This is a genomic window from Cellulosimicrobium sp. GQ32, assembly GCF_059758455.1.
Genome location: NZ_JCAXEP010000001.1, coordinates 638,132 through 650,995 on the forward strand (window position 1 = coordinate 638,132; position 12,864 = coordinate 650,995).

Annotated in this window: 11 protein-coding genes; 8 read left to right on the top strand and 3 right to left on the bottom strand. The window is 75.9% G+C overall.

From position 1 onward, the window contains the following. Positions 1-105: 105 nt before the first annotated feature. The gene (locus AC6CH9_RS02675) at positions 106-4,761 is read left to right on the top strand and encodes a hypothetical protein (RefSeq protein ID WP_498153523.1); all 4,656 of its coding nucleotides are present in this window, start codon (positions 106-108) and stop codon (positions 4,759-4,761) included. Between the two features lie 201 nt (positions 4,762-4,962). Here the strand turns inward: AC6CH9_RS02675 and AC6CH9_RS02680 are convergent, their stop codons facing one another. Then, on the bottom strand, positions 4,963-5,604 hold the full coding sequence (locus tag AC6CH9_RS02680; protein WP_498153524.1) for a GntR family transcriptional regulator: 642 nt from the start codon (positions 5,602-5,604) through the stop codon (positions 4,963-4,965). 114 nt (positions 5,605-5,718) lie between these two features. Here AC6CH9_RS02680 and AC6CH9_RS02685 point away from each other — a divergent pair, with 114 nt between their 5' ends. The 7 genes from AC6CH9_RS02685 to AC6CH9_RS02715 are packed head-to-tail and all read left to right on the top strand — an operon-like array spanning position 5,719 to position 10,878. Then, positions 5,719-6,861 (top strand): mandelate racemase/muconate lactonizing enzyme family protein, encoded by a 1,143-nt coding sequence (locus tag AC6CH9_RS02685; protein WP_498153525.1) that lies wholly within the window; start codon positions 5,719-5,721, stop codon positions 6,859-6,861. Beyond that, the gene (locus tag AC6CH9_RS02690) at positions 6,858-7,631 is read left to right on the top strand and encodes an SDR family NAD(P)-dependent oxidoreductase (RefSeq protein WP_498153526.1); all 774 of its coding nucleotides are present in this window, start codon (positions 6,858-6,860) and stop codon (positions 7,629-7,631) included. Before AC6CH9_RS02685 ends, AC6CH9_RS02690 begins: the two co-directional genes overlap by 4 nt. Continuing rightward, positions 7,628-8,050 carry a sensory rhodopsin transducer gene (locus tag AC6CH9_RS02695; protein ID WP_498153527.1) on the top strand — a complete coding sequence of 141 codons (423 nt, stop codon included), beginning with the start codon at positions 7,628-7,630 and terminating at the stop codon, positions 8,048-8,050. The genes AC6CH9_RS02690 and AC6CH9_RS02695 overlap by 4 nt, the downstream gene beginning before the upstream one ends. 40 nt (positions 8,051-8,090) lie before the next feature. Next, positions 8,091-9,533 (top strand): sugar porter family MFS transporter, encoded by a 1,443-nt coding sequence (locus AC6CH9_RS02700; RefSeq protein WP_498153528.1) that lies wholly within the window; start codon positions 8,091-8,093, stop codon positions 9,531-9,533. A gap of 18 nt (positions 9,534-9,551) precedes the next feature. Next, positions 9,552-9,977, top strand: a complete 426-nt coding sequence (locus AC6CH9_RS02705; protein WP_498153529.1) for a hypothetical protein — start codon at positions 9,552-9,554, stop codon at positions 9,975-9,977. Further along, a complete protein-coding gene (locus AC6CH9_RS02710) occupies positions 9,974-10,315 on the top strand; it encodes a transcriptional regulator (protein WP_498153530.1) in 342 nt (113 codons plus the stop codon). Before AC6CH9_RS02705 ends, AC6CH9_RS02710 begins: the two co-directional genes overlap by 4 nt. Continuing rightward, positions 10,312-10,878, top strand: coding sequence for a GNAT family N-acetyltransferase (locus AC6CH9_RS02715; RefSeq protein WP_498153531.1), 567 nt, complete (start codon positions 10,312-10,314; stop codon positions 10,876-10,878). The genes AC6CH9_RS02710 and AC6CH9_RS02715 overlap by 4 nt, the downstream gene beginning before the upstream one ends. A gap of 90 nt (positions 10,879-10,968) precedes the next feature. Here the strand turns inward: AC6CH9_RS02715 and AC6CH9_RS02720 are convergent, their stop codons facing one another. Both AC6CH9_RS02720 and AC6CH9_RS02725 read right to left on the bottom strand, forming a co-directional pair. Continuing rightward, positions 10,969-11,859, bottom strand: a complete 891-nt coding sequence (locus AC6CH9_RS02720; RefSeq protein ID WP_498153532.1) for a glycosyltransferase family 2 protein — start codon at positions 11,857-11,859, stop codon at positions 10,969-10,971. Positions 11,860-12,035: 176 nt separating this feature from the next. After that, a complete protein-coding gene (locus AC6CH9_RS02725) occupies positions 12,036-12,860 on the bottom strand; it encodes a DUF5926 family protein (protein ID WP_498153533.1) in 825 nt (274 codons plus the stop codon). Between the last annotated feature and the right edge of the window lie 4 nt (positions 12,861-12,864).

The following is a 12,864-nucleotide window of genomic DNA, read 5'->3' on the forward strand; positions in this document are numbered from 1 at the left end:
TTGCGCGCAGCCGGCGTGGAGGCCGCGTGAGCGTCGCGCGCGAACCTGCGACGACGCCGCCGCCATGGTCGGGGGCGGCGTGACGCACCCCCGTAGGCTGGTCCGGTGACGCTCCCGGCCGCCGCGCTCCCCCCTGCCCGCACCCAGCCCGCCCGCCGGGACCGGGGCCTCGGGCCGCGGACGGCAGCGCGCGCCACGGCCGTCGCCCTGGTGCTGACGCTCCTCGCCGCGGCCGGCCCGGCGGCGGCGACCACCGCAGACGCTCCGGCCGTCGCGTCGGGCGGCTCGGCGACCACCGAGGCCACCGCCGCCGTCGGCCCGCTCGCCGCCACGCCCGCGCACGACCCGCGGCCCGTCGTGCTGGTCGCGGTGGCCGGCCTGTACTGGAGCGACGTCTCCCCCACCGCGACGCCCACGCTGTGGTCGATGATCCGCACGGGGTCCGTCGCCTCCCTCAACCTCGGGCGCACGACGTGCACGACCGACGCATGGCTCACGCTCTCGGCGGGGCGCATGGTGTCGGCGCAGTCGGAGGAGCCGCCCGTGGAGCCGCTCCCGGCCGACGCCGAGGAGCCGGCGAGCGGCTGCCTCCCCCTGCCCGTGCCCGACGTCACGGCGACGGGAGCGGCCACGCCCGACGCGCGCCCCGCCGACGTCCCCGGCTGGGCCGTGCTCACGGCGCCAGCCGCGGAGGAGACGCCCGCGCAGGCGGCGCGGCACGACCCCGGGACGGCCGCGGCCCGGCTCGCCGAGACGGGCGTCTGCACGACCGCCGTCGGGCCGGGTGCCGCGGTGATGCTCGCGGACGCCGTCGGTCACGTCGAGCGGTACACGCCCTCGCTCGCGGCCCTCCCCGACGACGGCCTCGACGCGTGCGACGTGACGGTCGTCGACCAGGGCGAGATCGTCGACTCGGCCACCGGCCGCGGCGAGAGCCTCGACGAGCTCGACGAGGCGCTCGCCCGGGTCATGGACGAGGTCGACCGGGGCACGCGCGTCCTGGTGGCCGGCGTGTCGGCAGGACCGGTCGGCGAGACGGGGCTCCAGGTCGTCGTCGACTGGCGCAAGGGGCAGCCGACGAGCCGTTGGCTCCACTCGCCCAGCACGCAGAAGGACGGCATCGTCCAGCTCACCGACCTGACGGCGACCGTCGTGGAGTCGGCGGGCGGCAGCACGGAAGGGCTCGAGGGCGCCGCCCTGGAGCAGGGCGAGGTGCGGCGGATGGACGTCGCACGGACGGTCGAGAACCGGCAGTACCTCAACGTCCTCACCAGCACCATCCCCACCCTCTACCCCGTGCTCGTCGGGCTCCTCGTCGGCACCCTGGTCCTCGCGCTCGGCGGCGTCCTGTGGGCGCGTCGCGCCGCCGTCCGCCGCGGGCGCGAGCCCGGTCCGGGGCCGCGCGGCCTGCGCGTGCTCTCCGCCGTGCTCATGGTGGTCGCGGCGGCGCCGGTCGCGGCGTCGCTCGCGAGCCTGTCGCGCTGGTGGGTGTGGAGCGCGCCCGCCCCGGCCCTCACGCTCGCGCTCGCGGTGAGCGCGGTCGTCGTCGCCCTCGTCGCGTGGGTCGTCTCGCGCCTCCTGCCGCGACGCCCGTGGGCGCTGCCGTCGGCCCTCGCCGGGGTCACGTGGCTCGTGCTCACCGTCGACGGCGCGACCGGCACGACGCTCCAGCAGGCGTCCCTGCTCGGGACGTCGGCCGTCGTGGGCTTCACGCGCTTCTACGGCTTCAACAACGTGACGTTCGCCGTGTACGCCGTCGCGGGCCTCGCGCTGGCGGGCGGCCTCGCGTCGGCCGCGACCGCCCGTGGACGACGCCGGCTCGCGGCCTGGACCGTCGTCGCCGTCGGGGCGGTCACGGTCGTCGTCGACGGCTGGCCCGCGTTCGGTGCTGACTTCGGCGGCATCCTCGCGCTCGTCCCCGCGTTCGCCGTCCTCGCGCTGCTCGTGGGCCGGGTGCGCATTACGTGGCTGCGCGCGCTCGTCGTCGCGCTCGCGACGGTGCTCGTCGTCGTGGTCGTCGCGGTCGTGGACTGGCTGCTGCCGGGTGGGAGGTCCCACCTCGGCGGGTTCGTCCAGACCGTCGTGGACGGGGCGGCGCTCGACGTCATCGGCCGCAAGGCGCTCGGCGCATGGGCCACCCTCGCGAACCCGCTGGGCGCGGTCGCGGCGGTCCTCGTGGTCCTCCTCGCCGTCGCCGTGATGCGCCCCGAGCGGTTCCGCCTGCCGGAGGTCGCGCGCGCCTACGAGACCTGGCCGATGCTGCGCCCGCTGGTCGTCGCCCTCGTCGTCGTCGCAGGCGTCGGCTCCGTCCTCAACGACTCGGGCGTCATCATCGCGGTCATGGTCGTCGTCGTCGCGACCGCGATGATCGTCCCCGGCTTCCTCGCGCGCCCCGTGCCTCCGCGGACCGCGCGGGCCGTGCCCGAGCCGGGGATCCGGCGCATGCCGACCATGCTCGCGACCGTGGGGGGCGGGCTCCTGCTCGTCCTCCTGCTCGCGTCGACGGTGCTCGCCTCGTCGGGGCTCCGGCCGGCGGCCAGCGCCGCCCCGGCGGGCGGCGAGGCCTCGGTGACCCGCTCCGACGCGATCGCGACGGACCGGCCGATCGTCGTCGTCGGCACCACGGGCGTCACGTGGGGCGACGTCACGTCGTCGGCCACCCCGACCCTCCACGCCCTGCTCACCGACGGCGCGGGCGCGGGCGGCGTCTCCCAGCCCACGGGGGCGGCGAGCCGCTGCACCGTCGGCGGCTGGCTCGCGCTCTCCGCCGGGCAGCTCGCCGAGGTCGCGACCGAGCGCGCTCCCGACGGCGCGTGGGCGTGCCCGACGCCGCAGCCCGCCCCCGACGGCGCGGACGGGGCGCAGGTCGAGGGGTGGGACGACCTGGTCGCCCTCCAGCGCGGCTCGGGCTACCAGGCGCGCCTCGGCGTCCTCGGCGACGCGCTCGCCGCCGCCGGCACCGACGGCGCGGTGTGCGCGACGGCGGTGGGCCCGGGCGCGGCGGTCGCCCTCGCGGACTCCGCGGGCCAGGTCGCGCGCTACCGCGACCTCGCGGACGCGACCGCACCCGGCTCCGACGCGTTCGCGTGCCCGGTGACCGTCGTCGACGCGGGCGACGCGACCCCGCCGATCGTCGACCCCGACCTGCCGGCGGACGAGCGCGCCACGCTGCGCAGCACCTTGCGCGCCGACCGGCTCGCCGCGGTCGACGCGACCGTCGGCACCGTGCTCGACGCGGCCCCGAGCGGCACGACCGTGCTCGTCGTGGACGTCGCCGGGACGCCCGGCACGCGGCCCGCGCTCGGCACGACGCTCGTGCGCCCGTCGTCCGACGGCCCCGACCAGTCCCGCTACCTGACGAGCGCCGCCACGCGGACCGACGGCGTCGCGCGCGTGCTCGACGTCCCCGCGACGGTGCTCGACGCCGCGGGCGCCGCGACCCCGGCACGGATCCAGGACACACCGGTGGCCTGGGGCTCGCCGCGCCCGGCCGACGCGACGTCGACCGCCGACGCCCTCGCCGATCTCACGACGCGCGACCACGTGCGCCGCGCCGTCTACACCGCGTTCGTCGACGTGCCGCTCTACGCGGGGCTCGCGATCGCCGGGCTGTGCCTCCTGCTCGCGCCGCGCGCCGCGCGCGCGACGGGCGACCGCGCACGCGCCCGGTGGGCCCGGGCGGCGCACTGGGCCCGCGGGTCCGCGCTCGTCGTCGCCGCGGTGCCCACCGCCGCCTTCCTCGTGTCGCTCACGGGCTGGTGGCGGTTCGGGGACCAGACGCTCGCGATCGTCGTGTCCACGGTCCTCGCGACGGCGGCCGTCGCCGGCCTGGGCGCGCTCGCCCCGCGTCGGCCGGTGTGGCTCGGGCCCGGGATCGTCGCGGGCATCACGTTCGCCGTGCTCACGCTCGACGCGCTCGTCGGCACCCCGCTCAACCGGGCGAGCCCGCTCGGCTCGGCGCCCACGTTCGGCGCCCGGTTCTACGGGTTCGGCAACCCGACGTTCTCCGTGTACGCGGTCGCGGCGCTCGTCGTCGCCGCGGCGCTCGCGCAGTGGCTCGTCGCGCGCGGCCACCGGTACGCCGCCGCCGCGACGGTGGGCGTCATCGGTCTCGTGACGATGGTCGTGGACGTGTGGCCGACGCTCGGCGCCGACCTCGGCGGCGGTCTCGTGGTCGTGCCGGCGTTCGCCGTGCTGGGCCTCGCCGCCTCGGGCGCGCGGGTCACGTGGCGGCGCTTCCTGCTCGTCGCGGCGGCGGGCGTCGCGCTCGTCGCCGCCGTCGGCGTGCTCGACTGGCTGCGCCCGGCCGACGAGCGATCGCACCTGGGCCGGTTCGTCGGGCAGTTGGTCGACGGGTCGGCGTGGGAGACGCTGCTCCGCAAGGCGGGCTACGCGGCGCGGTCCGTGCTGGGTGGGGTGCCGGTGTGGCTGACGATCGCCGTGCTCGTCGCGGCCGCGCTGCTGCTCTTCTGGCCTCGGCGCTTCACGCCGCAGTGGTTCGCGCGCACGGAGGCCGCGTGGCCGCTCGTGCGCCCGACCCTGCTGGCGCTGTGGATCGTGGCCGTCGCGGGCTCGCTCGTCAACGACTTCGGCGTGCGGATCGCGCTCATCGCGCTCATCCCGGCCGTCCCGCTGCTCACCGTCGCCGCGCTCCACGCGGCGGACGACGGCGACGGCGCGGGCGAGAGCGCAGACGACGACCCGGACGACCGCTCCGGTGCGGAAGGCCCCGCGGCGCGGGTCGGGAGCACCGCGTCCTGACGAGCGCGCACGTCAGTCCCGCGCGGCGGCGAGCGCCTGGTCACGGTCCCCGGCCGTCCGGGCCTCCCGGACGGCCCGGTCGACGAGCGACCCCGTCGTCGTCGGTCCGGCTCGCGCGGCGAGCCGCCCGGGCACGCCGTCGTGCCCGCCCTCCCATGGTCCGTCCGTGCGGGCTCCGGGGCCAGCGCCGGGGCCGACTGGTCAGGGCTGGAGATACACCGAGATGTGGGCCTCGATCGCGCGCTCCGCACGGGCGGGGTCGCCCGAGCGGAGTGCGGCGAGCAGCTCACGGTGCTGCTCGACGACGGCGTGCGCGTCCTCGTGGTGCGGCGCGTCGCGGACGAAGTACGCCCGGACGCGCGGCTGGATGAGCCGCCAGATCTGCAGCGACTGCGTGTGGCTCGCGGCGGCGATCACGGCCTCGTGGAACTCGAGGTCGAGGTCGGCGAGCCGCCGGGCGTCGAGCGGGTCCGCCGCGCGCTCCATCGCGGCCACCGTGCGGTCGAGCGCGTCCAGGAGCGCGGGGTCCTGTGCGCGTGCCGCCGAGCGGAAAGCGACCTTCTCGATGACGGTCCGCACCGGGACGAGGATCTCGGCGATCTCCTCCTGGGAGACGTCCACGACGACGGCGCCGCGGTACGGGTGGGAGACGACGAGCCCTTCCTGCTCGAGCACCATGATCGCCTCCCGCACCGGGCCGCGGCTGATGCCGTAGGAGGCGGAGAGGTCGCGCTCGACGAGGCGGTCCCCGGCGGCGAGGTCACCGGAGGCGATGCGTTCGCGCAGGTGGCGCAGGACCCAGTCGCGCCGGGACTCGGGCGGCGATGCGGGCAGGACGGGCACGGCGGCGACCCTCTCACTCGGAAGGCCTCCACCCTAATGGATGGCTGATGGTTGACCATCTACCATCAGGCGCCCTAGAGTCGCGGACCACGACAGCCCGACGAGAGGACACCCATGAGGATCACCGCCATCACCGCCGCCGGCCTGCGCGGCGCCACCCCCGAGGGCGGCTGGCAGGAGGAGCTGCGAGAAGACGACGTCGTGCACACCCTCGTCGCCGTCCACACCGACGAAGGGCTCGTCGGCGTCGGCAGCGTGTTCACGACTGAGGACCTCGTGCGCGGCGCGCTCGACGTCCTGCAGCCCCTGCTCCTGGGGGCGAACGCGCTGGAGCCCGAGCGCACGAGCGAGCGGCTGCACCGCACGACGTTCTGGATGGGGCGCGGCGGGTCGATCACGCACGCGATCAGCGGCGTCGACACCGCCCTCTGGGACCTCCTCGGCCAGGCGACGGGACAGCCCGTCGGCCGCCTCCTCGGCGGGCGGTACCGCGACCGGGTGCGCCCGTACGCCTCGCTGCTCATGGACCAGCCCGACGCGCTGCGCGACCACCTCGCCGCGCTGCGCGCCGAGGGGTGGACCGCCTTCAAGATCGGCTGGGGCCCCTTCGGCCGGGTCGACGAGCGGCTCGACGAGCGCATCGTCGCCGCGGCGCGCGACGCCGTCGGCCCCGACGCGATGCTCATGGTCGACGCCGGCGGCAGCGACAGCGCGTGGAGCCAGGGCTACAAGTGGGCCCTGCGCACCGCGCGCATGCTCGACGCGTACGGCGTCGCGTGGTTCGAGGAGCCGCTGCCGCCGGACGCGATCGAGGACTACACGCACCTGCGCCGGCGCTCGCCCGTGCCGATCTCGGGCGGCGAGGTGCTCACGCGCCGGCAGGCGTTCCAGCCGTGGATCGAGGGCGGCGCCCTCGACATCGTGCAGCCGGACGTCACGAAGGTCGGCGGGACGAGCGAGCTGCGGCGCATCGCGTGGTCCGCGCACGACCACGGCGTCAAGCTCGTGCCGCACGGGTGGAACACCGCCGTCGGGCTCGCCACCGACCTCCAGCTCGCCTCCGCCCTGCCCGACACGGACCTCATCGAGTACGTCACCGGCTCGCCCTACATCGACGACCTGACGACCGATCGCTGGACGCTCGACGAGGACGGGATGCTCCCGATCCCGGACGGCCCCGGCCTCGGCATCACGCTCGACCGCGAGCGCCTCGCGCGCTACTGCGACGTCGACGCGCTGCTCGGGAGCGCAGCATGAGCCCCCGGTCGCTCGTCGTGACGGGCGCGGCGTCGGGGATCGGTCGGGCGGTCGCCGTGGGCGCCGCCCGGGACGGCTGGTTCGTGCACGTGCTCGACCTCGACCCCGACGGCGCCGCGACCACCGTGGACCTCGCCCGGGAGGCGGGCGGGGACGGGCGCGTGCACGTGCTCGACGTGACCGACACGGCCGCCGTCGCGGCGGCGGTCGGGGCGGTCGCCGACGCCGGGCCGCCGCTGCGCGGCCTCTTCGCGGGCGCCGGGATCGACGTGGGCGGGGCGGCGCACGAGCTCGACCCGGCCACGTGGCGCCGCGTGCTCGACGTCAACGTGACGGGCACGTTCCTCGTCGTGCGCGAGGTGCTGCGCGCGATGATCGACGGCGACGGCGGGAGCGTCGTGCTGTGCGGCTCGCCGGCCGCGACCGTCGGCTTCGCGGCCGGGGGCGCGACGGCGTACGGCGCCTCGAAGGGGGCGATCTCGTCCATGGTCCGCACGCTCGCGGTCGACTACGCGCGCCACGGCGTCCGGGTGAACGCGATCGTCCCCGGCCCGACGGAGACCCGCCTCATGTGGGCCAACGTGCCCGCCGACGAGGTCGCCGCCACGCGCGCGCAGATCGAGCGCGAGGTCCCGCTGGGTCGGCTCGCGCGGCCCGAGGAGATCGCCGAGCCCGTGCTCTGGCTGCTGTCGGACCGCTCGTCGTACACGACCGGGTCGCTCGTCGGGTGCGACGGCGGCGTCCTCGCCAAGTCGTCGATCAGCGTATGAGCGCGCCGGACGCCCCTGCACGTCGCCCCCGGGTCGGGGCGACGTGCTGGGCGATCGGCGACGGCTGGATCCCGCCGTACGGCACGGGCGACGACCCTACCCTCGCGAGCCACGAGAGCCTGTGCCTGCTCAACGCCGGGCCCGACGACGCGCACGTCGAGATCCGGCTCTACTTCGCGGACCGCCCGCCGGCCGGTCCCTACGTCGTGGTGGTGCCCTCCGAGCGGGTGCGCCACGTGACGCTCAACGACCTCGACGACCCCGAGCCCGTGCCCCGCGGCACCGACTACTCGGTCGTCGTCGTCGCGTCGGCGCCCGTCGTCGTCCAGCACACGCGGCTCGACTCGCGACAGGCCGCCAACGCCCTGTTCAGCACGATCGCCCATCCCGTCGACACCTTCCGAGAGGACCTCCGATGACGCAGACCTCCACCCCGACGACTCTCCGCCGGGGCACACCGTGAACGCCGCGACGGGCCGCCTCGGCCACGGCGCCCTCACCCCGCTCGTCGTCGCGTCGACCGTCGGGGCGGCGCTGGGCGGGTTCATGTTCGGCTTCGACACGGCCGTGGTCAACGGCGCCGTCGACGCCCTCAAGACCGAGCTCGGCGTCGGGAGCGCGCTCGTGGGCGTGATCGTCGCGAGCGCGCTCCTGGGCGCGGCGGTGGGCGCCTTCTCCGCGGGCACGATCGCGGACCGCTTCGGACGACGGCGTCTCATGATGGTCGCCGGGACCCTGTTCGTCACCACGTCGGTGCTGTGCGCCGTCGCGCACGACGGCCCGACCCTCGCGCTGTGGCGCTTCCTGGGCGGCGTCGGGGTGGGGATGGCGTCCGTCGTCGCGCCGCTCTACATCGCCGAGATCGCGCCCGCCCGGCTGCGCGGGCGGCTCGCGACGGCGCAGCAGATGTCGATCGTCCTGGGCATCTTCGCCGCGCTCGTCTCGAACGCGTTCCTCGTCCGCGCCGCGGGCGGGGCCGAGGCGGAGCTGGCCCTCGGCCTGCCCGCCTGGCGGTGGATGTTCCTCGTCGCGGTCGTGCCGTCGCTGGCGTACGTGGTCGCGGCGGTCCTGCTGCCCGAGTCGCCGCGGTATCTCGTGATGCGCGGCGACCGGGACGGCGCCGCCCGCACGCTGCGCCGCCTCCACCGCGTCCCGGAGGGCGACGCGCTCCTCGGCGTCGCGACCATCGAGGGCACGCTCCACGAGGCGCGGCCGGCGTGGTCCCACCTCTTCTCCGGCCCGGGCCGCCTCAAGCCCATCGTCTGGCTGGGGATCGCGCTGGCCGCGCTCCAGGCGCTCGTCGGGATCGACGTCATCTTCTACTACTCCACGTCGCTCTGGGCGCAGGTGGGCTTCGGCGAGCAGCAGGCCTTCTGGCTCTCGGCCCTCACGTCGCTCGTCAACGTCGCGGCGACGGTCGTCGCGATCTTCCTCGTCGACCGCGTGGGGCGGCGTCGCCTGCTGCTCGTCGGGTCGGTGGGCATGACGGTCGCCCTGGCCGCCATGGCGACCGGGTTCGCCCAGGCGCGGCAGACCGCCGACGGCGTCGTGTTCGTCGACGCGTGGGGCGTCGTGACCCTGGTGGCGGCGAACGTCTTCGTCGTGGCCTTCGCCGTCTCCTGGGGCCCGGTGGTGTGGATCCTCGTCGGGGAGATGTTCCCCAACCTGCTGCGCGCCCGCGCCGCCTCGCTCGCCGCCGCCGCGAACTGGGCGGCGGGCATCGCCGTCAACCTCACGTTCCCCTCGCTCCGGGACCTGTCGCTCCCCGGCAGCTACGCCCTCTACGCGGGGTTCGCGGCCGCGTCGTTCGTGCTCGTGCTCCGCGCGCTGCCCGAGACGGCGAACCGCCCGCTCGAGGAGATGCGGGAGGACACCGCGTCGGGTGGACAGCAATCACTTTAGGAATGCTAAAGTGATTGCATGATCCAGAACTCCATCACCCCGGAGCAGGCCCGTCGTCAGCTCGGCCAGGCGGAAGAGGTCGCCGCCCAGGCCCACCGCGCGACCCGCTGGTACCCCTGGCTCAGCGTCGGGCACGCCGTCGCCGCCCTCGCGTACACGATCGCGATCGACGTCCTCGACGCACCGTGGTGGCCCGCCACCACGGTGCTCGTGGTCGTCCTCGCCCTGCTGTGGTCCGCCGTCGCGCGGCACCACCGGACGGCGCCCCGGCACTGGGTGCGCGACATGGGCATCTCCCTGATCACCTGGGCAGTGCTGTACTTCGTCATGCTCGACCCGGCGCTCCAGCTCGTCGGCGCGGCGTCGCCGGTCTGGTGGGTCGTCGCCGGCGTCGTAGCCGCTTCCCCGTTCGCGGCGTGCGCGTTCGCGAGCGCACGCCGGTGAGCCACCCGCGCAAGGGCCTGGACGCGCTCATCCACTCGCCCGTGCGCTTCTCGATCCTCGCCGCCCTGGCGAACGTCGAGAGCGCGGACTTCCGCTTCCTGGCCGACCTGGTCGAGCTGAGCGACTCGTCCCTCTCCCAGGCCCTCACCGCCCTCTCCGACGCGGGCCTCGTGGAGATCCGCAAGGAGGCCGCCGGGCGCCGGACGCGCACGTGGGTCCGCATCAGCGACCGCGGGCTCGACGCGTTCCGGCAGCACGTGCGCACCCTCGAGCAGATCGCCCGCACCGGCGCGATCGAGCCGCAGCCCGACCCGACCTCGAGAGGCACCGCACCATGACGCCGACGTTCCGTCGAGCCACCGTCGCCGACGTCCCCGCCGCGACCCGCACCCTCGCCGCCGCGTTCGACGACTACCCCTGGACCCGCTGGGCCGTCCCGGAGGACGGCTACCCGGAGCGCCTCGCCGCGCTCCAGGAGATCTACCTCGAGCACGCCCTCGCACACGGGATCGTGGTCGTCCACGAGCCGGTGGACGCCGTCGTCGCGCTCATGCCGCCCGACGCCCCCGCTCCCCCTGAGGACGTCCAGGAACGGGTTGCCGCGCTGCACGGCCCGCGCCTGCAGGCCCTGTCCGCCGCGGAGCTCCCGCCGTCCCGCCCGGACGCCTGGGTGCTCGCGACGGTGGGGGTCCTGCCGTCGCTCCAGGGCACCGGGCTCGGCACCGCGGCGTGCCGGGCGGCGCTGCGCGACCCCGCTCTCGGGGACGCGCCCGTCGCGCTCGAGACCTCCGACGCGCGCAACGTCACCTTCTACGAGCGGCTGGGGTTCGCGCGCACCGCGACCACGCAGGTGCACGACGGCCTCGTCGTGCACGGCATGGTCCGCGCGCCGAGGCCCTGAGCGCCGCCGTCGAGCCGCCGCGCCGGGCGACCTGCCGTGCCGGGTCGCCCGGCGCGGCGGTCCCGCGTGGTCCGGCGGTCGCCGCGTCGGTCAGCGGTCGCCCGCGCGCACGCGGTCGACGGCGGAGCGCATCTTGCGCGCGTTCACGGCCAGGAGCACGTCGCGGTACTGCGCGGCGCGGTGGAGCTGGCCCTTGAGGTCGTTGGACGACGCGCGGTGGCGCAGGTCGCACGGCACCTCCACCGCAACGTAGCCCTTGCGGAGCAGGTCGATCGTCATGCCGGTCTCCACGCCCCAGCCGCGAGCGAGCGGGGTCGCGGCCTCGAACGCCTCGCGCGTGAGGCAGCGCATCCCGGAGAGCGGCTGGGTCGGGGTCCACCCCGTGAGGGACTGGATCGCGCGACGTGCGGCGCCCACCACGATCCCGCGGCCGCCCGCGCCCGGCTGCGGCGGGAGCAGCGCGATCGAGAGGTCGGCGTACCCGTCGAGCACCGGCGCGACGAGCGGCGCCGTGTTCACGGCGGTCTCGCCCAGGTCGCCGTCGATGAAGAGCAGGAGACGTGGCGGACGGTCGGCTGCGTCGCGCATGGCGACGACGGCTGCGCCGGTCTCCATGGCCGCGGCCTTGCCACGGTTGTGCGAGTGGCGCACGACGACGGCCCCCGCCTCGCGCGCGACGTGCTGGGTGTCGTCCTCGCTCCCGTCGTCCACGACGAGCACGAGGTCGACGTGCGGGATCGCCTTGGCGGCGCGGACCGTCGCGGCGATGCGCCGGGACTCGTCCTTCGCCGGGATGATCACGGCGACGCGCTGGCGCACCGCGCGACCGGTCCGACCGTCCCCGACCACCGGGCGCGGGGTGCGTGCTCGCGTGCCGGACGCCGAGAGGTACGTCGGCGGCGGCGTGCTCGCCGAGCCCGCAGCGGCAGGTGCACTGCCCGTGTTGTTCCCCGACTCAGTCGACCGATGGTCCGCGTTCACGCCGTCCAGCCTAGTAGTGCAAAGAGTTGGCCGCAGAAGTGTCGTCGTTCCGCCAGCGGATCCGCTCGGTATCTTCGCAGGACGACCGGGCTGCGTTCCCAGGTCCCCCGGATCCTACTCGACGCGGCTGCCCGCCGACAGGTGCGTCGGCGGGCTGCTCGTCGGCTTCGGCGCCGTCAGCGCAGGGTCACCTGGCGCGACACGATCCCCGCGCGCGCCCGGCGCTCGTTCGCGTCGAGCGGCTCCGTGACGGCGAGCGCCTCGGTGAGGAGCGCGTCGAGCTCCGCGGCCGGACCCTCGAGCTCGTCCGCCTCCGTCCCGCGCGGGAGCTCCCACACCGGGACGAGCAGACCGCTCGAGCGGAACGCCCCGACGAACTTGCCGCCCGCGAGCCCCGACTCGCGCCGTGCGTGCAGGCGTGAGATCGCGTCGATGAGCGCGTCCTCGGGCTCCGGCCGCGCCCAGCGCAGGAACTCCCGCGACATGCGGCACCAGTACGCCGAGGGGACGGCGTCGAGCTTCACCGTGGGCACCATCGACTCGGCCGCCTGGTCCAGCGACGCGCGCAGGTCCGGCGTGATCTCCTCGGCCGGGTCGAGCCAGAACGCGAAGTCCTCGTGGACCGTGACGTCGAACGGGACGGAGAGGTCGAGGACGTCCTGGAGGCGCGGGCCGGCGTCGGGCAGCGCGCTCGTCTCGATGGACGTGCCGGGCTCGGCGTCGATCGCCTCGAGCAGCGCGGCGGCGAGGTCGCGGCTCGTGTCTCCCGATCCGGCGAGCGTCTGGACCGCGAGGAGGATCGCGCCGTCCTGGCGGTGCAGCGCGGCCCAGCCCGCGGGCAGGACGGTCACGACGGTGACGTCGCGCGCGCCGTGCTCCGCGGTCGTTCGGGCGGTCGCGGTGGCCGAGGGCACGACCTCCCGCATCGCGACCCAGTCGGTCTCGCCGGGGAGCCCCTCGAACGGGCGCAGCACGAAGTCGGGCGTGGAGTTCTTGGCCATGCGC

Bases quoted from the DNA above. Each gene is read 5' to 3' on its own strand.
- AC6CH9_RS02695 (WP_498153527.1), top strand. From the start codon at position 7,628: ATGAGCGCGCCGGACGCCCCTGCACGTCGCCCCCGGGTCGGGGCGACG.
- AC6CH9_RS02715 (WP_498153531.1), top strand. From the start codon at position 10,312: ATGACGCCGACGTTCCGTCGAGCCACCGTCGCCGACGTCCCCGCCGCG.
- AC6CH9_RS02690 (WP_498153526.1), top strand. From the start codon at position 6,858: ATGAGCCCCCGGTCGCTCGTCGTGACGGGCGCGGCGTCGGGGATCGGT.
- AC6CH9_RS02705 (WP_498153529.1), top strand. From the start codon at position 9,552: ATGATCCAGAACTCCATCACCCCGGAGCAGGCCCGTCGTCAGCTCGGC.
- AC6CH9_RS02685 (WP_498153525.1), top strand. From the start codon at position 5,719: ATGAGGATCACCGCCATCACCGCCGCCGGCCTGCGCGGCGCCACCCCC.
- AC6CH9_RS02725 (WP_498153533.1), bottom strand. From the start codon at position 12,860: ATGGCCAAGAACTCCACGCCCGACTTCGTGCTGCGCCCGTTCGAGGGG.